Source organism: Rickettsia massiliae MTU5 (genome assembly GCF_000016625.1).
Lineage (GTDB): Bacteria > Pseudomonadota > Alphaproteobacteria > Rickettsiales > Rickettsiaceae > Rickettsia > Rickettsia rickettsii.
This window is the reverse complement of the sequence record NC_009900.1, coordinates 1,167,935-1,190,640: the sequence shown is the minus strand read 5'-3', so window position 1 is coordinate 1,190,640 and position 22,706 is coordinate 1,167,935. Positions and strand designations below refer to the sequence as shown.

The window sequence follows — 22,706 nt, the reverse complement described above, 5'->3', positions numbered from 1 at the left end:
TATTACGAATAAATAAATGTCAATATTACTCACCTCAATATATCTACTTTATCTAATTGCTCCCATGTAAAATTTTTGTCTTCTCGGCCGCAATGACCGTAAGAAGCCATTTTTTGATAACATGGAGTGCGAAGCTTAAGATGTTTAATAATTCTTCCTGGACGCATATCAAAATGCTGTGTTATGAGCTTAGTAATTTGTTCGTTGCTTAATTTGCTAGTACCGTAAGTTTCAGCATAAACAGATATGGGAGTAGCTACGCCTATTGCGTAGGATATTTGTATTTCACAGCGATCGGCAAGTCCTGCTCCTACTATATTCTTAGCAATATAGCGTGCCATGTAAGCAGCCGACCTATCTATTTTTGTTGGATCTTTTCCAGAAAAGCAACCGCTGCCCCGTGTCTTGCCATTCCTCCATAGCTGTCCACGATAATTTTCCTACCGGTTAAACCGCAATCTGCAACGGGACCGCCTATAACAAACCGACCGTCGGATTCATGAGGTATTTAGTGTCTTTATGAAGTAAATTGCTTGGTAATGCCTGTTTAATCATTTCTTCCATTACTGCTTCAATAAGGTCTTTTTGTTGTATTTCCGGATGATGCTGAGTTGATAAAACTACTGCATCAATGGCAATTGGTTTGTTATTTTCATATCGTAACGTGACTTGAGATTTTACATCGGGTCTAAGCCAAGACAAGACATTTTGTTTACGTAAATATGCTTGCCTTTTCATTAATAAATGAGCGTAGTAAATCGGTGCGGGCATGAAACTATCCGTTTCATTACAGGCATAACCGAAAACCATTACCGTCAAATCCATAATTTGGATTATTATAGTCGATTTCGTGTATCTTGCTACGTACTATTTGCTCAATATCCACATAGGTACTAGTAGTAATTTCGCCGCTCACTAGAACTAGACAGGTTGTTACAAATGTTTCACAGGCAACACGACCGTTAGGGTCTTGTTTTAGAATCTCATCAAGTACCGTATCTGAAATTTGATCGGCAATTTTGTCCGGATGCCCTTCAAAAACTGACTCAGACGTGAATATAAAATTTTTCATACATTACGCTCCTTTTAAAATTCTTCAAATGTTATATTAATATATGATTTTTTATATGCTTTACTGGATTCCCGCTTTTGCGGGAATGACATCAAGTCATGCAATAACGCCGCCTTTAGCTAGGAATGATACACCTTCAATGAATTTCCATCCAGTTATTACCTGCTCTAATTTCGGTTATAATCGGTACATCCATATTAGTAGAATTTTCCATGATTTTTTTAATAATAGGTGTTATAATTTCTACTTCATCAATCGGTGCTTCAAATAGTAATTCATCATGAATTTGCAGTACTAATCTTGTTTTAAGTTTACGTTTTTCTATTTCTTGATCTAGATTGATCATAGCAATTTTAATTATATCGGCATTAGTTCCTTGAATCGGAGCATTAATAGCCGCACGTTCTGCAAATTGTTTAAGCTTTTTATCATGAATTAGAGGTACAAAACATTTTCTGCCAAAGAAATTTGTGACATAGCCGTTGCTACTTGCAAAAGCTTTTGTTTGCTCCATATATTCTTGCACTCCTTTATATTCAGCAAAATATTTCTTGATATATTCGGATGCTTCGCCGTTAGTAACGTTTAATTGCTTAGCAAGCCCAAAAGCACTTATACCGTAAATGATACCAAAATTTATAGCTTTTGCTTTACGCCTATGTTCGCTAGTTAGTTCGTGTTTTTGTAAGTTAAAGATCTGACAAGCAGTTTGAGTATGGATATCGTCTTTATTGATAAATGCTTGTTTTAGTGCATCTATATTTGCGATATGGCTTAATATTCTAAGCTCAATTTGCGAATAATCAGCAGATATTAATTTATAACCTTCTTCAGCAATAAAAGCTTGTCTGATTTGATTCCCCTCACTAGAGCGAGTAGGTATATTTTGTAGATTAGGTTCTTGTGAGCTAAGTCTTCCTGTAGTGGTAGAAGTTTGTAAAAATGTCGTATGTACTCTATGTGTTATATTATCTATCTGTTTCGGCAAACTATCGGTGTAGGTATTCTTTAATTTTGTCAGTTGCCGCCATCTTAATAACAAATCTGCAATATTATATCCATGCTCACTAAGTTTTTCTAGTATTTCCGCTCCCGTTGAGTAAGAGCTTGCTTTAGCTGAAGCTTTACCGAAAGGTAATTGCATTTTTTCGAACAAGATTTCGCCTAATTGTTTTGGCGAACCAATATTAAATTTAGTTCCGCTAAGAGCAAAAATTTCTTCTTCAAGTTTTAGAATTTCTGTTCCAAATTCAGCGGATAATTGTTTTAGGTAATTAGCATTTACTGTAATACCCACTTTCTCCATTTTATCTAAAATAAAACAAATAGGTAAATCAATGTCGCTATAAAGTCTAAAGGTTTTGTTGTCTTTAAGCTCCAATATAGTTTGCTTATAAAGTGAGATAAAGTTTATTACTATTTTTGCTGATTCGATAATTATATTTTCTATCAAAGTTTCTTTCAAAACTTCTTTAAATAAAATTTTCTGTGATAAGCCGGCAGATAACGCATACTGCATTAATTCTAAGTCTTCTATAGCCGTAATGTCATGAGATTGGTTTGCATAAAATTTAAGTAGAGGTTTAAGAGAGTAAGTAATTTTTTTTATGGATTTATCGGTTAGTAAATTGAAGATTATATCCGAAAACCAGTTGTTATTAGTTTTAGTATTATAAGAAAATAGATCATGAGAAGTGTTTGAAATTTTAATAATATAGCTTTGGTTTTGCAGTGATAAAATAAAAGCAAGATTAGCTCCTTTATGCTGTAATAAATATATCCCGAATATTCCTATTTTCTCGGCTTCTTTAGCAAAGTCTGCTAACTCATTAGCATTATTAATTTCTTTTATTTCCGTTACTTTATTATCTGCTATCTCTTTGTGGTCATTAATTTTAATATCCAATAAATTTTCTACTCTTTTATATAAAGATCTAAAACCGTATTCCTGTAAAAATCCTGTTAATTTATCGCTATTTGGAGGTGACCATTTTAAATTATTTAGCTGAAAATCTAAATCAACATTAGAATCAAGCCCTATTAACTGCCATGAAATTAACGCCGCTTCTCTTGAATTTTGTAAAGTTTCACGTTGTTTTACGCTTGAGACTTGGTCTAAAGAGTTAAATATATTTTCTACAGAACCAAATTGTGTTATAAGACTACTTGCAGTTTTTGGTCCAATAGATGGCACACCCGGAATATTATCCGATCTATCGCCGATTAAAGCCATTACTTCACGTAATTTATCAGAAGTAGTGCCGAATTTTTTAACAACATCATCCTCCGTAATATATTTCCCTTTTAACGGATCATATATCTTGATGTGTTCAGTCATTAACTGTAATAAATCTTTATCGGAAGAGATAATGACTACATGTTCGCCAAGTGCGGCAGTTTTAGTAGCAAAGGTTGCGATAATGTCATCGGCTTCATAACCTTTCTTCTCTAGAATAGGAAAATTTAAGTTACTTGCAACATCACGAACTAAAGGTAATTGTACAATTAAATCTTCAGGGGGTGGAGGGCGGTTAGCTTTATAGTCGGGATAAATCTGATGGCGAAAATTTTTCCCGCCGCTGTCAAATACTACAGCGACATGTTGAGGCTTAAAGTCGTTCAGTAATTTTAGCAGCATTGAAGTAAAACCGTAAAGAGCACCGACAGGCTCGCCTTTTGGTGAAGTTAAAGGCTGTTGTGTATAATAGGCTCTAAAAACAAATCCGTATCCGTCTATGAGCAATAAGGTATTTTTTTGAGTCATTTTATGATTTTATTTTTAATTAAATCGTCATTGCGAGGAAATTGCATAGCAATTGACGAAGCAATCTCAGGAGTTTATTATTACTTCATGAAATTGCTGTGCAGCCTACAGCTGCTTGCAATGACGACTCAATATTCGTGCAGGCAATGACGTGGCAAAACCTCACAACCCCACTAGATTTCTAGCAAAATCATGTCGGTTGAATATTTTTAAGTCTTCTATCTTCTCGCCTATACCGATAAAGTATAAGGGTAAATTAAATTTTTGTACTACTCTGACAATTACGCCCGCTTTAGCACTGCCGTCTAGTTTAGTCACGATAAGCCCCGTCAAATTAGTAGCATCATTAAAATGTTCTACTTGGTTATAAGTATTTTGTCCGGTAATAGCATCAATGACTAAAACGCTATGAGTGGGTGCATTCTCGTCTAGTTTTTTTATAACTTTTACAATCTTAGACAGTTCATCCATCAAATTTTTCTTATTATGAAGCCTACCTGCCGTATCGATAAAAAGTATATCGATATTTTGTTTTATCGATTCTTCCATCCCGCGATAAGCAACACTCGCAGGGTCAGCCGATTCCTCACCGGTAATAAGTAGTGCATTTGCTCTATCTGCCCAAGTACTTAGCTGATTTATGGCAGCTGCTCTAAAAGTATCGCAGGCTGCAACTGCTACTTTTTTCCCTTGTGCCGAGTACATTGCAGCAAGCTTACCTATAGTCGTGGTTTTACCTGCTCCGTTAACACCGCAAACTAAAATTACGTTTAATTTATTTTTGCTTAAGGTAAAAGGAATTTCTGATTTTGATAGCTGCTGCTCTATTAATTTAGCAAGGGCTTCTTTTACTGTATGATTATCTATTTCTTTGTCAAATTTTACCTTTTTCAACTCTTCAATAATATTAGTTACTACCGAAACACTCATATCACTTGAGATAAGTAGCTCTTCTAGCTCTTCTAGAGTTTCTGCATCTAATTTTTTCTTGTAAAATATTTTGTCGATACCTTCCGATATTTTATTAGAAGTTTTAGATAAACTTTGTTTTAATTTACTAAATATCGAAATCATATTAGATAGTTTTTTGTTTTATGGGTGTTGGTGTTACGCCTGCGTGAGTATCAAATCGTCATTGCGAGGAAATTACGTAAGTAATTGACGAAGCAATCTCAGGACGATTAGGTATCTACACAGATAAGCCATCTTGCAATGATGATTAAGGTACTTATCTCTTTTTCTTATTTTTGCTTTTGTGTTTATTTCCGTCAGTGGTTTTATTGAATCTACCTAAATTTTTAACAAATTTTTGTAGTCCGTTAAGTTCCGTTCCATATGTCCTAGTATATTCATGGACTATTTCTATATCTTGTCTATGAGAATCATCTATTACTACTACTTCCTGCATAAAATTATTAGCATCAAACGTAATTTTTACTATCTTCTGCTTTTCAATTTTTGGATTAAGCCAAGCTCTTTGAGACATAACTCTTTCAACATAATACCAGGTATTTTGGGAATATTCCGGTACCATAGTAGGCGTACCTATTAACTCTACGACTTCTGTTTTATTTAGTTTTTTAGACTCTAATTTTACAAGTGCCGAATCATCTATGGATTGCCCTCTATTTTCGATAGTTTTGCAGCCGCTTAAGGAAAAAAAGGCTAATATACTAAAAATGTATGTTATAAAAATTTTCATAAGTTTAATTTTATCTAGATTTTATTACAGGATTATAATATACTGCTTCACTAATTTGACAAATACTTTTTAATTTATATTTAGAGAGGCTAATAATGGCAGTTCCAAAGAAAAAAACATCAAAATCAAGACGTAATATGAGACGTTCGCACTTAGCACTTGGCAAAGTTAACGTAATAGTTGATTCGCAAACCGGTGAATATAAGCTTCCGCATCACGTTTCTTTAGTCGACGGTACTTATAATAATCGTCCAGTAGTAACAAAGAAAATTAAAACTGAAGAAGAAGTAGCCTAAAAGATTTATGACCTGTAAAATTATTGGTTGCGGCGGGTATCTCCCTTCAAAAATAGTTAGTAATGACGAGCTTGCAAAATTCGTAGATACTAACGATGCATGGATTAGAACAAGAACAGGTATTACGCAGCGTCATATAGCAGGTGATACAGAATATACTTCCCATCTTGCTTTAGAATCAGCTGAAAAAGCTATAGCAGATGCAGGGATATCGGTAAATGATATTGATTTAATTATTACATGTACTACTACTCCCGATAATAGCTTCCCTTCGGTTGCCTCTAAGCTTCAAGGTTATCTTGGTTTAACTAATATACCGTCTTTTGATTTACAAGCAGTATGTGCCGGCTTTGTTTATGGTTTACAAGTAGCAAATTCTCTTATCTCATCAGGTAAATATAAAACTATTTTGCTTATAGGAGCCGAGAAAATGACGTCGTTATTAGATTGGAATGATAGGACTACTTGCGTTTTATTCGGTGATGGGGCCGGTAGCGTAATATTACAGCGTAGTCGTGATGACTCCGGTTTAATAGATAGTAATATCTTCTCAAGCGGGGCTGATTATGAAATATTATACACAAACGGTGGTGTAAGTATGAACGGTATTAGTGGCAAAATAGTTATGCAGGGGCAAAAATTATTTCGTCATGCAATAGAAAAAATGCAACAATCTATAAAAGATTTACTGCATGCTAATCAATTCAGTGTAAGCGATATTGATTATTTTATACCTCATCAAGCAAATATCCGTATTATAAATAAACTCGCTGAACTATTAAATATAGAAGAGCATAAAGTAGTGAAAACCGTAGAAAAACATGCTAACTGCTCTGCTGCTTCTATTCCGCTTGCTTTGAGTACTCTCAAAGCATCAGGCAAAATAAAAAAAGGTGATATTCTACTATTTTCAGCTATCGGTGCAGGTCTTACTTGGGGCAGTGCATTCATTAGATGGTGAATATACTCGTTTTATTAGACATCTTCAGAAACTCTACTGCTAGAGGTAATTTGTACGTTGATCCTGTACTCGAATCCTCACATACCTCTATGTACGCTGCGGTTCTGCGTGCCGTGTCTCCTTCAAATTCCTCTCTATAAGCAAGTTTCTGAAGATGTCTATTTGAAAAATTGGCAACGGCTACTTTATTTGCTTATAATCCTCACATATTATATATACGCTGCGGTTATAAGCTTCAAAATCGATTCCTCTTTGCCCCATTAAACTTCATTTATCTATTTATCCAAAGTATATACGGATAAAATTGTATTATAAAAATGATATTTTTACCACATTTATACATGAGTAATTGCATTTTATAATATTTTAGCCTTTAAACGAATAAAATAATGATATATACTAACCTCACATAGCTTTTGGTTAGTTTAGTTTTATGACTAGCTAAAATGAATTCAATATTAATAAATTATAATCTCAAGGAGTTTAATTATGAAAACAAAACTTACATTAGCTTTTCTTGCATTATTTGTGCTTGCAGGGTGTAATACAACAAAAAGAGCACCGCAATTTGACGGTAATATGATGAACCAAGGTGAAGAAACTTCATTAATGAAAGATTTCGAGAAGCATGCAGGAAATGCAGTATGGTTTGCTTTTGATAGCTCTGCTTTATCACCCAAGGCTAAAGAAGAACTAGAGAGACAAGCTTGCTGGTTATCAAAGCATCCTGAAGTAAAAGTTACTGTTGAAGGACATTGCGATGAACGAGGTGCCAAAGAATATAACATAGGTTTAGGTGAAAGAAGAGCAGCAGCAGTGAAAAAATTCTTAGCTCATAAAGGAATCGATCATAACAGATTAAATACAATCTCTTATGGTAAAGATAGACCTGCTATGATGGGTAATACTGAAGAAGCTTTTGCTTATAATCGTAGAGCTGTAACAGTTGTACACCACTAAAATTATTTACTAATTATAGTATCCTAAAAGGTCGAGTTTACTACTCGGCCTTTTTTTATTTATAACTTGATATTATTATTGCGAAAGCGTTGATGCGTGGATACCAAATCGTCATTGCAAGCCATAGGCTGCGTGGCAATCTCATGAAATAAAAACAAACTCCTGAGATTTTGCTTCGTCAATTACTTTTTCATTTCCTTGCAATGACGAAAAAACTGAACCATATTGCCCTGTTTTTTAGGCGATACCTCAAAATATAAAAATTTTACTAGACTTAACTGCATAATAATTATATAAATTTCAAATGAAAAGGGGCTGTAGCTCAGTTGGTCAGAGCACGCCGCTCATAACGGTGTGGTCGTAGGTTCAAGTCCTACCAGCCCCACCACACAAATTCTTATTTAAATTCGCATTAGCACTGAATTTATAATGATTAATCTAAAAACACTTTCTTGGTATCTTACTAAATTATATTTTAAGTGTTTCTTTATTATATTATTTCTTTTAATCGGGCTATTAATTATCTCAAATATTTTTGATCTTTTACAAAAATTCAAGAATATTTATGTTCCTTTTAGTTTTTTTTGGAGACTTATCTTATATAAGATTCCTTATTTACTAGGTCAAGTATCTTCGTTAATTAGTTTTTCCGCTATGTTATTTTTTCTTAGAAATCTAACAAAAAATAATGAATTAACGGCTATGTTATCTAGCGGTATTCATATTTGGCAAGTGCTTGTTATTCCATGTATTGTAACTTTAATGTTAGGTATAGTTTTTACGACTATATTGAATCCTATCGGTACTATAGGCTTACAAAAATATGAGTTATTAGAAGCAAAACTAACTAAAAAAGCCTTGAGTGAGGGTATAATATCTAAATCAGGCTTATTATTTTTTGAAGCTTTAAATGATGAAAATCAAATTATCCAAACACAATTTATTAATGTTGCCGAGAAAAAATTAAATAATATTACAATTTTATTTGTTGATCATAATAATTCTTTTTTAAAGAGAATTGATGCATTATACGGTATTATTGAAAATAAAATGTTACATTTAAATAGAGTTAAGGTTTTCACAAAAGAGGAAACTAAGGCTTACAATAATTTAACTATACAGACAAATTTATCAATTAATAGTTTAGTAAATAAATTTATTCGTCCTGAAATGGTTTCTATTTGGGTTTTACCTAAATTAATTAATGAATTATTAAATTCAGGTTTACCGGTTATTAATTATCAAATTTATTATTACAAGCAATTATTTAAGCCTATAATGATGATGGCAACCGTAATTTTAGCAAGTTGTTTTATTAGTCTTAAACAGCGTGATAATTCCCAAGAAAAAATACTGCTATTAGGTTTATTTTCAGGTTTTATAGCATATTCGTTATCAGAAATTTTATTAAAAATACTTACTTATAATAATTTGTCTTTAATTGCTGCTATTTTATTACCTAGTATGTTAATATTTTTTATTAGTAACTTTATTATGTTACATTATAAAGAAATTTAATATAGACGAAGTTTAATTTGAAAAATTGGCATCGTCGCTTCTCATTTTTGATCCTCACGTAGTATTCTACGCTGCGGTCAAAAATTCCGAGACTTCTCGCTCTTTTCCAAATTAAACTTCGTCTATATTAAATTTTTATTTACTATGGGACTGTTTATTTTGTTAACAGTTCTATAGAAGTGTTTTTAGAATTTAGAGAGAAAAAATAAAATGATAATGAGATTTTTGGAAGGGTTTTCTTCCGGTATGGCCATAGATCTTGGTACGGCAAATACTATTGTCTATCAAAAAAATTGTGGAATTGTTCTAAGGGAACCTTCTGTTATTGCGTTAATAAAAAAAGACGGTGCTTTTGTGCCTTATGCTTATGGTCATGAAGCAAAAATGATGCTTGGGCGTACTCCTACGGATATTGAAGCAAAAAGACCTTTAAAAGACGGTGTTATTGCCGATTTTAAGGGTGCAGAGGAAATGATAAAGTATTTTATTAGAATGGTGCATAATCGTCGCTCTTTTTTTGGGCCGACAATTGTTATTTGTGTGCCTTCCGGTTCTACGCCGGTTGAGCGTCGTGCTATCCAAGAAGCAGCAGAAAGTGCAGGGGGTAGGGATGTCTATTTAATTGAAGAACCTATGGCGGCAGCGATCGGAGCAGGGCTACCCGTAACGGAAGCGACCGGTTCGATGATTGTTGATATTGGAGGAGGCACTACTGAAGTTGCAGTTTTGTCACTAGGGGGCATAGTATATGCAAGGTCGGTAAGAGTCGGCGGTGATAAGATGGATGAAGCTATTATCTCATATATAAGAAGGCACTATAACCTATTGATAGGTGAGGCTACTGCCGAAAAGATAAAGCAAGAAATAGGTACGGCTTATGTAGATGAAAATGCTGAGCCGAGAAAGATGGAAATTAAAGGACGTGATTTAATTTACGGTATTCCTAAAGAAATGATATTGAACGAAAGACAAATTGCTGATAGTCTAATTGAACCGGTAAGTCAAATTGTTGAAGCGGTAAAAGTAGCACTAGAAGCAACACCTCCTGAATTATCTTCAGATATAGTTGATAAGGGAATTGTTTTAACAGGCGGCGGCTCATTATTACGAAATCTTGATTTTGTTCTTAGTGAAGCCACTAAATTGCCAGTAATAGTTGCAGATGATGCCCTCTCTTGTGTGGCACTTGGAACAGGAAAAGTACTTGAAGATTTTACAAAGCTAAAACATGTACTATTTAAACAGGATTAAAAATGGCAATACTTGCAAATAGAGTAAAAAATTCTTCAAATTCATTAGAATTAATAAGAATAGTATCAAATACTCTTAAGCGTTTTTTTGTTATATTTGGGCTTGGATTGTCTGTATATTTATTTTTTACTACACCTAAAAAAATATCTAGTATATCACTTGAAGTAACCGGTAGTATAGTATCAACTGGTTTAGCAGTTTATGACGATATATTTGAATATATAAATTCAATAACACAAAAATTTGTTTATTTTCAAGATTTAGAACGAAAAAATATAGAACTTAAACTTGAGATAGCAAGATTACAACATTTACAAAGTGAAGTAGAATCGGTAAGAGCCGAAAACATTGCATTAAAAGATTTGTTAACGATTGCTGAGGAAGAAGAATTTGAATATATTACTACTAAATTACTGAGTGTTTCCTTTAATCCCTTTTCTAGAACTGCTTTGATTTCTGCAGGTAAAAAGCAAGGCATTGAACCTGATCAAGTCGTTGTTAATTCAGGAAAATTAGTAGGAAAAGTAATAGAAGTGAGTAATAATTATGCTAAAGTAATGTTAATTAGCGATGTTAATTCTAGAATACCTATTCAAGCTAATTCTTCAAGAGAACAAGGTATTTTAGCAGGTAATAATAATAATAGTAAAATTTTATACTTGCCTAACAATCACTTAGTACAGAAAGATGAGGAGATAGTAACCTCTGGATACGGTAATATTTATCCTGCAGGTATTTTAGTGGGCTATGTGTCTAAAGTTACGGAACATGATGTTATGGTAAACGTAGCAGCTGATCTATCTAAAACAGAATTTGTACAAGTATTATTGCCTAAGGAGTAATTTCTGTTTTTTTTGTACTCTATGTCATTAGCGCAGAATCGAGGCTTTGTTGCATGGACCGGTACAATCCCCTGTGTGTCACCCCGTGGCTTGACCACGGGGTCCAAAAAAACAATAAAAAATACTAATAATTTTAGTATTTTTAACTGGATCCCGCGATCAAGTCGCGGCGCGGGATGACAGAGGTGAAAGTGATCCACGCAACAAAACTTTCCCGTGTAGGTGGGAATTCAGCAAAATAACTTCAATATTGCTACAGAAGTTATATGTTTTTACTAGATTTTCGCCTACGCGGGAATGACATTGAGTAGGCTTTTCGATCCATGTAACAAGGCTGGTAATACTCGACACACTTTGTATATATCTATCCTTTATTTATTCAGAGGTTATTAATATGGCACTTGCTACTAAAGTAAAAGAATTTTTAGAAGAAAAATTAAAACAAGAAAAGATAGATCGTAAATATCTTGCCGAAGTCACTAATATCCCTTATACGACTGTTAGCAGAATTATGAGAGCGGAAGCTAATCGTGAATTCAACCCTGAAATAGATACTATTTTAAAAATAGCAAAATATTTTAATTGTACTATGGATGAGGTAATAAAAAGAAAAGTACAGAATAATTCATAAAGCTTGATACAAGCGAATTTTGCATGACTCGCCTGTACTCACATAGTTTCCCTACTGCTTTTGCAGGCTCGCATTTAAATTCATCTTGTCTAAATCTTTCTGAAATATGCTGTACCTACGCAATAAAACAGAAAATATGACAATAAAAAATAAAAGAGTTCTTCAGAAATTCGCTTATAGAGAGGAATTTAAAGGAGACATGGAACGTAGCACCGCAGCGATGTCTAAATTACCTCTAGAAGTAGAACTTTCGAGGAACTCTAAAGGACTGATTATAATTTTATCTTCCCCTTCAGGTACAGGTAAGTCGAGTTTAGCTAAAGCATTATTGAAAATAGATAATAATTTGCGTTTATCTATTTCGGCAACTACAAGAAAACCACGTTCAGGAGAAGTAGAGGGTATACACTATTACTTTAAGACCGGTCTAGAGTTTGAAAAATTAGTTAAGCAGAATAAATTCCTTGAATATGCTAAAATATACGATAATTATTACGGTACGCCTAAAGAATATGTCGAAATGTTATTAAATCAAGGCTTGGATGTTTTGTTTGATATTGATTGGCAAGGAGCAAGGAGTATTAAGAAAAATGCTACTAATGTTGTTGCTATATTTGTATTGCCTCCTAATATTGAAGTATTGGAACAACGCTTAAGAAATAGAGCGACCGATAATGAAGAAGCAATAAAATTACGTATGCAGTCGGCACAAAACGAAATATCACATGCTAATGAGTATGATTATGTAGTTACTAACGATGACTTTGACCGGACGCTTAAAAAAATACATGCGATTATAGTTGCAGAACGAGAAAAAGCGTTTTGACTTTGTCGTTTTTTCTTTCTATACTGAGAATTAGACGTTATGTTTCTAATTTTCATGGTACTAATTTAAATGCTTAGAAAACAATTCCTTTCATCAATAATAAAACATTTTAAAACTCATAAAGTTTGTGCCTTGTTAGGACCAAGGCAGTGCGGAAAAACTACACTTTCTAAACAATTCGTAGAAGCTTATAATATTCCTAAAATCAATATTTTTGATCTGGAAAATCCTTTAGATTTAGCAAGATTAAATGAACCGATGCTTGCTTTGTCTGATCTAAAAGGATTTGTTATTATTGATGCAATTCAGTATAAACCGAATCTATTCCCTATTTTAAGAGTTCTTGTTGATACAACTGATATTAAATTTTTAGTACTAGGCAGTGCATCAAGAGACTTAATTAAACAAGGTTCTGAAACACTAGCAGGTAGAATAGGTTATATTGAAATGACACCGTTTACCTTATCTGAAGTGTCAGGTACTCAGCAATTATGGATACGCGGCGGATTTCCTTTATCATATCTTGCAGATGATGAAGAGTTAAGTGCTTTATGGCGTCAGAATTACATTAAAACATTTTTAGAAAGAGATATACCAAATTTAGGTTTTACAATTCCGTCTATGCAGTTACGTAGGTTTTGGTTAATGCTTTGCCATTATCACGCTAATATATTTAATGCTTCAGAACTTGGAAATTCTTTATCTATCTCATATCATACCGCAAAGCATTATTTAGATATTTTAGAGGGAACTTTTATGATCCGTATTTTGCAGCCTTGGTATGAAAACCTTAAAAAAAGACAAGTTAAGACTCCAAAAATCTTTTTTAGAGATAGTGGAATATATCACGCTTTATTAGGCTTAAATAATTATGAATCTTTAAGCACTCATCCTAAAATAGGTGCATCATGGAAAGGATTTGCCTTAGAACAAATTATTAGATATTATAAAGCCGAATCCGAAGAATGTTATTTTTGGTCATCTCATAATGGAGCAGAAATAGATCTGTTAATTTTTAAAAATGGAAAACGTTTGGGGTTTGAAATTAAATATACAAATACACCGAGCATTACAAAATCAATGCAAATATCTTTAAAAGATTTAAAACTTGATCAAATGAATGTAATATTTCCAGGTGAGATTAGCTTTAAATTGTCAGAAAAAATACAAGCAATAGGTCTTTCGAGCTTAATTCAAAATGATACAAAAGCTGCAACTATATAGTTACAGCTTTTAGAATGTTATATTATTTCACATCCGCATTTAGAAGCTTTACCGGCAAGTTTGATATCTTTGGAAGCATTATCCACACAATTACCTAAATCTTGATTATATTGGTGGATTTGACTACTCGCTTGCATAGCTTCTTGAAATATTGCGTTATGTTGTTGCTGTTGTGCTTCAAATTGTACTTTTGCAGCTTCTAAAGCTGCTTTTCTTTGTTCAGGAGTTAAATTTTTAAATTTAGACATAATATTACTCTTTAGTTAAATTCCTCTCGTTTTATTATTTGTAACTTTAATATTAGGAGTACGAGCAGGATATAAACTCCCAGTATTAGTATCTTTTACTTGTGTTTGTTCTCTGATTTTATTAGCTAAAGATTTAGTTTTATCCACGTTAATTTTATTTAGTATTTTATTATGATGCTTTATATCCTTTACAACGCCGTCTGTCTTAATTGCTTTATGCTGATTTTTTAGAGCTACATATTTTTCATATGCATCTAAATATTTTTCTGGTTCTTTTTTATAACGCTCTTTAATATCACTTCCTAATTTCTTTATTTTATCTTTATTTATGTTGTGTTCTTTTTCATGTTTAATAATTTCTTGATCTAATATTTTTTTACTATTTTCAATCTTCTCTACATGTGCCTTATGTATTTTTAGCATTTCTTGGTAAAATTCTAGTTCTCCTTTTAATTCTTTAACTTTTTGTGGTGCTAAGCCTTTTTCTTGTAATTGTTGTGATAAATTCGTTATTGTTGTATTTAATTCATTTAATTCTGTATGTGCTTGTTTGTGTTTTTCAGTTATTTTTTTATGGTTTTCATGTAATACTTTATGCGCTTGATTTAGTTTAAATATTTCTTCATGAGTTAATATTTCACGATTTAACTCTTCATGATCAATAATGTTTTCCTTTTCCAGTTTATTTATTATCTTATCTAAACGTTTATTACTTTCTTTAATTCTTTTAGTATCTTTAGTAATATTTTTTATAAATTCATTATGCAAATTATTAAGTGCAGCAATTCTTTGTGCGATTTCTTTTTCTTCTTCGGCAAGTTTTATTGCTCTTTGTGATTTTAGAAATTCTTCTTCTTGACTCCTAGCTTTCTCAAGAGATTGTTCTACTTCATAGTTCTTGAGCTTAGTTTCAGCATTCTCTTTTAGATTGGATATGTCAAAATTCAAGCCATATGCAGCTGCTTCGCTTTGTAAACTACTCAATGCTCCTAGAATTGTTTCTATTCGAGAGCGAGAATAAGAATTTTTAAGATGCTCTTTTAAATTATCGAATTTATATTTTAATGTAGCTGTTATATCAGGCATACATGCTAATCATCTTTAATATTAACGCCAAGAAACGTTAACAAAAGTTAATAATTAAGTCAAGAAAATTTTAACAAAAATTAATCTTGTATTTCTAGCCATTGATTTAATAACTCGTCTAGTTTCTTTTTATCATTAATTAATTGGCTAGTAATGCGGTTATATTTTTGAGGATTATCTAAATATAGATTAACGTCTTCAAGTGCTTTTTCTAAGTGTTTGATGGATATTTCTAGCTTTTCAATATCGTTGGGCAATGTTTCAAGCAAACGCTGATATTTATAAGATAGCTTTTTATTTAGAGGTTCTTTTTGAGAAGTTAGTGGTAGTGGTTTTGAAGCTTTTTTGGCTATAGGAGAGGTAGTAAAATACTGCTTATAATCTTCATAACCTCCTGTTAAATCATGAATTTTACCTTGAGCGAAAACTAAAGTTCTAGTAACTAACCTATCTAAAAAGTCACGATCATGGCTCACGACTATTAAAGTACCTGAATAATCTGCAAGTATATCTAGTAAAATTTCTAGACTATCTATATCGAGGTCATTAGTCGGTTCATCTAAAATTAACAGATTTCCAGGGTTAATTAGAATTTTTGCAAGTAATAATCTATTAGCTTCACCGCCTGATAAAATAGTGGTTTTTGCATTAAGTAGTTTAGGATTAAACATGAATTGTTTTAAATAACCGGCAACATGCATGGTTTTACCGTTTGGCAAAAATACTTGATCACCGCCTGTAGGACATAAAGTTTGTTGTAATGTATGATTAGGTTCTAGTTTTTCTCTATGTTGATCAAAATATGCAATATCTAAATTACCGCCATATATAATTTTGCCGCTTTCAGGGGTAAGCTGTTTTGTTAGTAGTTTGATAAAGGTAGATTTGCCTGCGCCATTTGCACCGATTATACCAATTTTCTCGCCTTTTTTTACACGAAAGCTAAAATTATCAATAATTTTAGTATTTTTATAACTAAAAGTAATATTATCTGCTTCAATAATGAATTTACTTTTAGCTATATTTCCGGCAAGCTCTGCCCTAACTCTTTGTGTTGAACTAGCTAGTTTTGCAATCTGTTCTTGTGTTATTGCTCTTAAAGCTTTCAAATCCGCAAGTCTCTTTTGATTCCGCTTACGTCTAGCAGTAACACCGGCATTTAACCATTCATTTTCTTGAGATAATTTTTTATTTAATTTCCGAAGAGCGGCTTCTTCTTGGTCTATGATAATTGTTTGCCATTCATCAAAAAATTTAAATCCTTTATCAGATTTACGTAAAATTCCTCTATCAAGCCACCAAATTTTATTAGTAACATTTGAGAGGAATGTTCTATCATGACTAACGCAAATAATAGCACCGTTATAAGATTTAACAAATTCTTCTAACCATTCGATTGTTGCAATATCTAGATGGTTAGTCGGTTCATCAAGTAGTAATATTTCCGGCTCTAATATTAAAGCTTTAACAAGGCTTGCTCTTCTCAGTTGACCGCCTGAATAGGTGGATAAATTATCTGTTCCGTTGATTTGTAATTTTTCTAGAATTATATCGATTTGGTATTTATCTATTTCTTTTGTACTATCTGTTTGTTGTAAGACAAAATCATAAACAGTTAGATGAGTTTTTATAGAAGTATCTTGTCTTAAATAACCGGTTGTAACTAAAGGATCTTGAAATAATGCACCGTTATCTAGCTCATAATCACCTGATATTACTTTCATTAAGCTTGATTTCCCGCAGCCGTTACGTCCTATAAGACAAATCTTATCGCCTTTGTACAAATAAAGCTCTAAATCAGATAAAATTACTTTATCCGCAAAACTTAAGTTACCGTCTTTAATGTAATAAATTGGAGTCATAGTTGATTATTGGCTAGTTTTTATGTCATTCCTGCGAAAGCAGGAATCTAGAAAATAACCTTAATATTGGTACAAAATTACATATTTGATAGAATAAACATATAAAAACTTGTTTTTATATGTTTTACTGGATTCCTGCTTTCGCAGGAATGACATTAGTTAAAGGTTGGTAGACGAAGTTTAATTTGGCAAAGCGCAAGGAGTCCATAAGACGAGGAGCGGAACGTATACTTAATACGTGAGTACCACAGTGCTTATAGGACTTTGTGCCAATTTTTCAAATTAAACGAATATACTCTTAATCACTAAACTAGCATTAGTACCACCGAATCCGAACGAGTTGGAAAGCACGTAATCTATCTTAGTTTTCTTAGCTTTAAGTGCAACTAAATCTATATTCACCTCATCCATAGGGTTATCTAAGTTTAAGGTTGGTGGTGCAATCTGGTCTCTAATTGCAAGAGCTGAAAAGATAAACTCAACACTTCCTGCCGCACCAAGCAAATGTCCTATTGATGATTTAGTAGAAGACATTAAAACTTGGGGATTCGCTTCTAAAAATAATTTTTGTACGGCTGCTAATTCTATTCCATCACCAAGTGTAGTAGAAGTACCGTGTGCATTAATATAATCAATCATATCGGGCGTGATAGTTGCATCTAGCATTGCGTCTCTCATAGCTCTATAAGCTCCTCTACCTTCAGGATGTGGAGCTGTCATATGATAGGCGTCACCTGTAGAGCCGTATCCTATAACTTCACCGTAAATTTTAGCCCCTCGATTTAAGGCATGCTCATATTCTTCTAAGACTACAACGCCTGCTCCTTCACCCATAACAAAGCCGCTGCGGTCTTTATCCCAAGGTCTTGAGGCTTTTTCAGGATTATCGTTATATTTAGTACATAATGCTCTAGCAGCAACGAAACCTGCAACTCCGACAGGTGTAACTGGAGCTTCCGCACCGCCTGCGATCATAACATCGGCATAGCCGTGCTTTATCATACGCATAGCATCGCCTATAGCATGTGCCCCTGTAGAGCAAGCTGTTACTGCCGTTTGGTTTGGACCGCTAAAACCGTATTTTATAGAAACAAGACCGGATAAAAGATTAATTAATGAAGCGGGGATAAAGAAAGGACTAACTTTGCCGTTATTTTCTTGATAAAGTTTTATAGAGGTATCTTCGATCATTTTAAGACCGCCGATTCCTGAACCTAATATCAAGCCGGTTCTATCACGAGATTTTGCATCGTCGGGTAACCAGCCGCTATCTTCAACTGCTTCGGTTGCGGCTGCTACTCCGTAATGGATAAATTTATCCATTTTACTTAGTCTATTAACGTCATCTGCTTGTGTAAAATTTTCAAGTTTAAATCCATCTTTCTCAGAGTTATCTATAAGTCCGGCAATTTTACACGCAAGTTTAGAAGTGTCAAATTCTGTAATAGTTTTTATACCGCTTACTCCATCTACAATATTTTTCCAAGATGAGCTAACATTAAGCCCAACAGGAGTAACAAGTCCAAGTCCGGTAATAACTACTCTTTGATGCGACATTTTTAATTATCTATTAGGGATTTAATTTATGCAGATTAAGATTGGCGTTCTTTGATATATTTTATAACATCGGATACGGTTTTAATTTTAGTGGCTTCATCATCAGGGATATCAATACCATATTCAACTTCTATTGCCATCATTAACTCTACGGTATCAAGGCTATCGGCTTTCAAATCTTCTATAAATCTTGAATCCGTAGTTATTATCGATTTATCTTTATTTAGCTTTTCAGCAACCATTTCAATAACTTTCTGTTCGATCTTATCCGTTGTACTCATAATTTTGAACTCCATAAATCATTTAATTTTATATGCCGTATAATAGCGGTTATTCAGCTATTAGACTTTATTTTAACTGTATTGAATATTTATTTAAAATATTCATCGCATTTTATCTTTAAAAGAACTTTTAACACAAAAAATTATTTTATGCTAGCACAAAATAATCTTATTAATTTTTATACCATTAACATACCGCCGTTTACATGTATAGTTTGACCGGTAATATATGATGCCTGATCGCTTGCTAAAAATGCGACTGCGTTTGCCACGTCTTCCGGCATACCGTAAATGCCTAGCGGAATTTTTTGTACTATAGCTTCTCTTTGTTTTTCATTGAGTTTATCGGTCATATTTGATTTAATAAATCCTGGAGCTACTGCGTTAACCGTAATTCCTCTGGTTGCAACTTCGTAAGAGAGTGATTTGGTCATACCTATTAAACCTGCTTTAGAAGCACAATAATTAGCCTGCCCGGGGTTACCTGAAATTCCTACTATTGAAGATATGTTAATAATACGTCCATACCTGTTTTGTATCATTTTTTTTATGGCTTCACGATTTAAAATAAAATTTGCTTTTAAATTAATATCAATAACTTTGTCAAAATCTTCATCTTTCATTCTAATTGCTAGCGTATCGCTAGTAATACCGGCATTACATACTAAAATATCTAACTTTGATGCTTTAGATATTAAATTGCTACATTCTTCCTTATCGGCAAGATTACATACTTCTATCGTATAATTATCTTTTACAACCTTTCCAAGGGATTTTAATTTTTCCTCATTACTACCGCTAATAATTACATGGCTTCCGAGTTTGTGCAGTAACCTCGCTATAGCTCCGCCTATGTCTCCTGAAGCTCCCGTAATTAAGGAAGTTTTACCTGTTAAATCAATCATTTTCTTCCCCCGTTTGATCAAGATTTATATTAGTAATTTTTGACGATTTTTCACGTATTATTTTCTCAATTTCGTTGGAAATTTGTGGATGTTCTTTTAAATATTGTTTGACGTTTTCACGCCCTTGACCTATGCGTACGTTCTTGTAGGAAAACCAAGAGCCGGATTTCTCAACAATATCAAGCTTAACTCCAAGGTCGATTATCTCGCCTTCTTTTGAAATACCTGAACCGTACATTATATCAAAATCTGCAGTTTTAAATGGAGGAGATACTTTGTTTTTGACTACTTTTACTTTGGTTTGGCTGCCTATTACTTCTTCTTTATCTTTAATGGAGCCGATTCTTCTTATATCGATCCTAACAGAAGCATAGAATTTTAAGGCATTACCGCCTGTCGTAGTTTCAGGACTACCGAACATCACACCTATTTTCATTCTGATTTGATTAATGAAAACAGTAATACAATTGGTGCGATTAATTGATGCGGTCAGTTTACGCAAAGCCTGGCTCATTAATCTTGCTTGAGAAGCCATTTGAGCATCACCCATTTCGCCCTCAATCTCTGATTTTGGTACTAAAGCCGCAACACTATCTATTATTATCATATCAATACCGCCGGAGCGAATTAACGTATCGGCAATTTCTAGTGCTTGTTCACCTGTATCGGGCTGTGAAATAATAAGCTCATCAATATTTACGCCTAATTTTTTAGCATAAGCAGGGTCTAATGCATGCTCGGCATCAATAAAAGCACATGTACCACCCTTTTTTTGAGCTTCTGCAATTAAATGCAATGTTAGAGTGGTTTTACCTGAGCTTTCAGGACCGAAAATCTCGATGATTCTACCTTTGGGAATACCGCCGATTCCAAGAGCTATATCTAGCCCAAGTGAGCCGGTCGATACGGCCTCTATATCAACATGCGGACGCTGCCCTAGTTTCATTACCGAACCTTTACCATAGCTTTTTTCAATTTGTGCGAGTGCTGCGGCAATGGCTCTTTCCTTATCTGTATTTGACATAAATTTATATTATAAACTTACCAATTAAAATATAAGCTTGAGAAAGAAAAATCAAATTTTATTTATGTTATTGTGCTTGTAAGATTAAATCTTGACTTCCATACTAGGTGATGCTTAGATGTTAAATTTACTTGTGTTATGGTTAATGGATTTGGACTTGCTTACTATTGTTACCAACTGAATTAACCTAGGACTATTAACAAAATAAATTTTAAAGCTAATTAAATTACTTGTTAACAGTCCCATAGTTCTCGAAAAAGATAGATTTAGTAAAACCCTTATTAAATAACTTATCACATATGGTATCACAATTTCTGCAAACTGAATATATCACTAAAGATAATTCATCATCTATATCTTATAAATTTAGATGGCATATTTTAATTATTTTAAGCATTTGCTTACTTTTGGTATCGATGGATGCATACAATCTTGCATGCTGTTATGCCTACTATAATCCTTGACTTAAAACCATCTAATTTACAACAATTATGGATAATCAATGCATTTAGTATTATCAGGTCTTCTAATTACCGCAGGTGCTAGGAGATAGATTTGGTCGTAAAAGATTATTACTTTGGGGGCTTTTAGTTTTTTCCATCGCTTCAATGTTAGTTTATGTATTTGATAGCTCATGGGGATTAGTATTATGTCATGCTTTACTTGGGTTAGGAGGATCAGTGATGATGCCTTCCACTTTATCGATATTGCGTAACATTTTTACTAATACACATGAACGTATGATCGCAATATCCGTGTGGGGAATAATGGCAACCGTAGGAGCTACAGGACCAGTACTAGGAAGGAGTATTGGTTGAGCTTTTAAGTTGGCAATTTGCATTTTTTATAAATGCACCTATTGCATTAGTAATTATTGCTTTTGGCATAGTTTGGATTCCTGAATCATCTAATCCTAGTAATGAACCATGGGATTGGATAGGAGTATTTCAATCGTTTTTTGGGATGGCAGCTTTAGTTCAAGGCATTGAGATGTTGGCTAAATACGGTATTATGAATCTAGCATCCGGCGGAATGCTATTAATTGGCATTGTGTTACTAATAATATTTACCTTACGTCAACTTAAAAGTGATGATCCGTTAGTGGATATGCGTTTATTCTTAATTAGCAATTTTATTATAGGAGTAATAGTTTATTTGCTGATTACGTGTGTCTTAGGATCCATAATGTATCTTATGTCCTTATGGTTACAGTTTATCAAAGGGGTTAAGTCCTTTGTATGTAGGTCTTTATATGTTGCCTGCAGCAGTTTTTGCTTTAATTGCCTCTTTAGTTGTGCCATATTTACTCACACGATTTATCGCACGTGTAATAATGTTTAGTGAGCTTATCTTTACTACTATATCATTGATCTTACCTAGTATATTAGACTATAGAGATTTATTATCAAATACTATATATCTTGGATTGCTTGGTATAGGAAGTAGTCTATGCCTCTCTACCACCGTAACAGTTATGATGAATGCAGTACCGGCAGAGAGATCCGGAGGTGCAGCAGCATTACAAGAAACAGCATATGAATTAGGTAATGTATTAGGTATAGCTGTTATTGTAAGTATTACGTCTTTTATATATAGTAACAATCTAGTAATCCCTCACGGTGTTTCTGTATCAATGGCAGAAATAGCTCGTGACTCAAATCGGTGAAGGAATAATTATTGCTCAACAAATACCACC

The 22,706-nt window shown here is 33.3% G+C and carries 22 protein-coding genes, 1 tRNA gene and 2 pseudogenes; 13 read left to right on the top strand and 12 right to left on the bottom strand.

Annotated features, from left to right (window positions below; translation table 11 throughout):
• Positions 1–29: 29 nt before the first annotated feature.
• From metK to RMA_RS06485, 4 genes and pseudogenes are all read right to left on the bottom strand, one after another.
• Positions 30–1,072, bottom strand: a pseudogene (metK, locus tag RMA_RS09575) (methionine adenosyltransferase).
• A gap of 136 nt (positions 1,073–1,208) precedes the next feature.
• Positions 1,209–3,836, bottom strand: coding sequence for a DNA polymerase I (gene polA, locus RMA_RS06495; protein WP_012153165.1), 2,628 nt, complete (start codon positions 3,834–3,836; stop codon positions 1,209–1,211).
• A gap of 162 nt (positions 3,837–3,998) precedes the next feature.
• Positions 3,999–4,910: a signal recognition particle-docking protein FtsY gene (ftsY, locus tag RMA_RS06490; protein WP_012153164.1), complete on the bottom strand. Its 912-nt coding sequence runs from the start codon at positions 4,908–4,910 to the stop codon at positions 3,999–4,001.
• Positions 4,911–5,064: 154 nt separating this feature from the next.
• A complete protein-coding gene (locus tag RMA_RS06485) occupies positions 5,065–5,538 on the bottom strand; it encodes an outer membrane protein assembly factor BamE (protein WP_041404866.1) in 474 nt (157 codons plus the stop codon).
• 95 nt (positions 5,539–5,633) lie between these two features.
• Here RMA_RS06485 and rpmF point away from each other — a divergent pair, with 95 nt between their 5' ends.
• On the top strand, positions 5,634–5,834 hold the full coding sequence (gene rpmF, locus RMA_RS06480; protein ID WP_014014787.1) for a 50S ribosomal protein L32: 201 nt from the start codon (positions 5,634–5,636) through the stop codon (positions 5,832–5,834).
• A gap of 7 nt (positions 5,835–5,841) precedes the next feature.
• On the top strand, positions 5,842–6,795 hold the full coding sequence (locus RMA_RS06475; RefSeq protein ID WP_012153161.1) for a beta-ketoacyl-ACP synthase III: 954 nt from the start codon (positions 5,842–5,844) through the stop codon (positions 6,793–6,795).
• Here the strand turns inward: RMA_RS06475 and RMA_RS08905 are convergent.
• Positions 6,785–7,056, bottom strand: a pseudogene (locus tag RMA_RS08905) (palindromic element RPE1 domain-containing protein). The gene RMA_RS06475 and the pseudogene RMA_RS08905 sit on opposite strands and share 11 nt — an antisense overlap.
• 228 nt (positions 7,057–7,284) lie before the next feature.
• On the opposite strand from RMA_RS08905, the gene pal reads away from it, so the two are divergent.
• From pal to RMA_RS06435, 8 genes are all read left to right on the top strand, one after another.
• Positions 7,285–7,755, top strand: coding sequence for a peptidoglycan-associated lipoprotein Pal (gene pal / locus RMA_RS06470; protein ID WP_041404865.1), 471 nt, complete (start codon positions 7,285–7,287; stop codon positions 7,753–7,755).
• 311 nt (positions 7,756–8,066) lie between these two features.
• Positions 8,067–8,143 (top strand) — tRNA-Ile (locus RMA_RS06465).
• Between the two features lie 41 nt (positions 8,144–8,184).
• A complete protein-coding gene (locus tag RMA_RS06460; protein ID WP_041404864.1) occupies positions 8,185–9,273 on the top strand; it encodes an LptF/LptG family permease in 1,089 nt (362 codons plus the stop codon).
• 210 nt (positions 9,274–9,483) lie between these two features.
• Entirely contained in the window at positions 9,484–10,524 is a 1,041-nt protein-coding gene (locus RMA_RS06455) for a rod shape-determining protein (RefSeq protein WP_012153158.1), read from the top strand.
• Between the two features lie 2 nt (positions 10,525–10,526).
• Complete coding sequence (mreC, locus tag RMA_RS06450) at positions 10,527–11,366, top strand: rod shape-determining protein MreC (RefSeq protein ID WP_012153157.1); 840 nt, start codon at positions 10,527–10,529, stop codon at positions 11,364–11,366.
• Positions 11,367–11,760: 394 nt separating this feature from the next.
• Positions 11,761–11,997, top strand: a complete 237-nt coding sequence (locus RMA_RS06445; RefSeq protein WP_004997409.1) for a helix-turn-helix domain-containing protein — start codon at positions 11,761–11,763, stop codon at positions 11,995–11,997.
• Positions 11,998–12,133: 136 nt separating this feature from the next.
• Positions 12,134–12,823 carry a guanylate kinase gene (gene gmk, locus RMA_RS06440; RefSeq protein ID WP_041404863.1) on the top strand — a complete coding sequence of 230 codons (690 nt, stop codon included), beginning with the start codon at positions 12,134–12,136 and terminating at the stop codon, positions 12,821–12,823.
• Between the two features lie 69 nt (positions 12,824–12,892).
• On the top strand, positions 12,893–14,047 hold the full coding sequence (locus RMA_RS06435; protein ID WP_012153154.1) for an ATP-binding protein: 1,155 nt from the start codon (positions 12,893–12,895) through the stop codon (positions 14,045–14,047).
• 17 nt (positions 14,048–14,064) lie between these two features.
• Here the strand turns inward: RMA_RS06435 and RMA_RS06430 are convergent, their stop codons facing one another.
• The 7 genes from RMA_RS06430 to recA all read right to left on the bottom strand — a co-directional run bounded on the left by RMA_RS06430 (position 14,065) and on the right by recA (position 21,010).
• Positions 14,065–14,295, bottom strand: coding sequence for a hypothetical protein (locus tag RMA_RS06430; RefSeq protein WP_041404862.1), 231 nt, complete (start codon positions 14,293–14,295; stop codon positions 14,065–14,067).
• A 15-nt stretch (positions 14,296–14,310) separates the two neighbouring features.
• On the bottom strand, positions 14,311–15,381 hold the full coding sequence (locus tag RMA_RS06425; RefSeq protein WP_012153153.1) for a hypothetical protein: 1,071 nt from the start codon (positions 15,379–15,381) through the stop codon (positions 14,311–14,313).
• Positions 15,382–15,461: 80 nt separating this feature from the next.
• A complete protein-coding gene (locus RMA_RS06420; protein WP_012153152.1) occupies positions 15,462–17,243 on the bottom strand; it encodes an ABC-F family ATP-binding cassette domain-containing protein in 1,782 nt (593 codons plus the stop codon).
• Positions 17,244–17,525: 282 nt separating this feature from the next.
• Positions 17,526–18,800, bottom strand: coding sequence for a beta-ketoacyl-ACP synthase II (fabF, locus tag RMA_RS06415; protein WP_012153151.1), 1,275 nt, complete (start codon positions 18,798–18,800; stop codon positions 17,526–17,528).
• 35 nt (positions 18,801–18,835) lie between these two features.
• Positions 18,836–19,096 carry an acyl carrier protein gene (gene acpP, locus RMA_RS06410; protein WP_008579292.1) on the bottom strand — a complete coding sequence of 87 codons (261 nt, stop codon included), beginning with the start codon at positions 19,094–19,096 and terminating at the stop codon, positions 18,836–18,838.
• Positions 19,097–19,260: 164 nt separating this feature from the next.
• The gene (gene fabG, locus RMA_RS06405; protein WP_041404861.1) at positions 19,261–19,986 is read right to left on the bottom strand and encodes a 3-oxoacyl-ACP reductase FabG; all 726 of its coding nucleotides are present in this window, start codon (positions 19,984–19,986) and stop codon (positions 19,261–19,263) included.
• A complete protein-coding gene (gene recA / locus RMA_RS06400; RefSeq protein ID WP_012153149.1) occupies positions 19,979–21,010 on the bottom strand; it encodes a recombinase RecA in 1,032 nt (343 codons plus the stop codon). Before recA ends, fabG begins: the two co-directional genes overlap by 8 nt.
• A 539-nt stretch (positions 21,011–21,549) precedes the next feature.
• On the opposite strand from recA, the gene RMA_RS11400 reads away from it, so the two are divergent.
• Genes RMA_RS11400 through RMA_RS11395 form a run of 3 tightly spaced genes read left to right on the top strand, consistent with a single transcriptional unit; the run spans position 21,550 to position 22,676 of the window.
• On the top strand, positions 21,550–21,828 hold the full coding sequence (locus tag RMA_RS11400) for an MFS transporter (RefSeq protein WP_238375452.1): 279 nt from the start codon (positions 21,550–21,552) through the stop codon (positions 21,826–21,828).
• A complete protein-coding gene (locus RMA_RS10070; protein WP_041404860.1) occupies positions 21,821–22,351 on the top strand; it encodes a hypothetical protein in 531 nt (176 codons plus the stop codon). The genes RMA_RS11400 and RMA_RS10070 overlap by 8 nt, the downstream gene beginning before the upstream one ends.
• Entirely contained in the window at positions 22,263–22,676 is a 414-nt protein-coding gene (locus RMA_RS11395) for an MFS transporter (protein WP_337998652.1), read from the top strand. The genes RMA_RS10070 and RMA_RS11395 overlap by 89 nt, the downstream gene beginning before the upstream one ends.
• Positions 22,677–22,706 lie beyond the last annotated feature (30 nt).

Bases quoted from the DNA above. Each gene is read 5' to 3' on its own strand.
- polA (WP_012153165.1), bottom strand. From the start codon at position 3,836: ATGACTCAAAAAAATACCTTATTGCTCATAGACGGATACGGATTTGTT.
- ftsY (WP_012153164.1), bottom strand. From the start codon at position 4,910: ATGATTTCGATATTTAGTAAATTAAAACAAAGTTTATCTAAAACTTCT.
- RMA_RS06485 (WP_041404866.1), bottom strand. From the start codon at position 5,538: ATGAAAATTTTTATAACATACATTTTTAGTATATTAGCCTTTTTTTCC.
- rpmF (WP_014014787.1), top strand. From the start codon at position 5,634: ATGGCAGTTCCAAAGAAAAAAACATCAAAATCAAGACGTAATATGAGA.
- RMA_RS06475 (WP_012153161.1), top strand. From the start codon at position 5,842: ATGACCTGTAAAATTATTGGTTGCGGCGGGTATCTCCCTTCAAAAATA.
- pal (WP_041404865.1), top strand. From the start codon at position 7,285: ATGAAAACAAAACTTACATTAGCTTTTCTTGCATTATTTGTGCTTGCA.
- RMA_RS06460 (WP_041404864.1), top strand. From the start codon at position 8,185: ATGATTAATCTAAAAACACTTTCTTGGTATCTTACTAAATTATATTTT.
- RMA_RS06455 (WP_012153158.1), top strand. From the start codon at position 9,484: ATGATAATGAGATTTTTGGAAGGGTTTTCTTCCGGTATGGCCATAGAT.
- mreC (WP_012153157.1), top strand. From the start codon at position 10,527: ATGGCAATACTTGCAAATAGAGTAAAAAATTCTTCAAATTCATTAGAA.
- RMA_RS06445 (WP_004997409.1), top strand. From the start codon at position 11,761: ATGGCACTTGCTACTAAAGTAAAAGAATTTTTAGAAGAAAAATTAAAA.
- gmk (WP_041404863.1), top strand. From the start codon at position 12,134: ATGACAATAAAAAATAAAAGAGTTCTTCAGAAATTCGCTTATAGAGAG.
- RMA_RS06435 (WP_012153154.1), top strand. From the start codon at position 12,893: ATGCTTAGAAAACAATTCCTTTCATCAATAATAAAACATTTTAAAACT.
- RMA_RS06430 (WP_041404862.1), bottom strand. From the start codon at position 14,295: ATGTCTAAATTTAAAAATTTAACTCCTGAACAAAGAAAAGCAGCTTTA.
- RMA_RS06425 (WP_012153153.1), bottom strand. From the start codon at position 15,381: ATGCCTGATATAACAGCTACATTAAAATATAAATTCGATAATTTAAAA.
- RMA_RS06420 (WP_012153152.1), bottom strand. From the start codon at position 17,243: ATGACTCCAATTTATTACATTAAAGACGGTAACTTAAGTTTTGCGGAT.
- fabF (WP_012153151.1), bottom strand. From the start codon at position 18,800: ATGTCGCATCAAAGAGTAGTTATTACCGGACTTGGACTTGTTACTCCT.
- acpP (WP_008579292.1), bottom strand. From the start codon at position 19,096: ATGGAGTTCAAAATTATGAGTACAACGGATAAGATCGAACAGAAAGTT.
- fabG (WP_041404861.1), bottom strand. From the start codon at position 19,986: ATGATTGATTTAACAGGTAAAACTTCCTTAATTACGGGAGCTTCAGGA.
- recA (WP_012153149.1), bottom strand. From the start codon at position 21,010: ATGTCAAATACAGATAAGGAAAGAGCCATTGCCGCAGCACTCGCACAA.
- RMA_RS11395 (WP_337998652.1), top strand. From the start codon at position 22,263: ATGTTGCCTGCAGCAGTTTTTGCTTTAATTGCCTCTTTAGTTGTGCCA.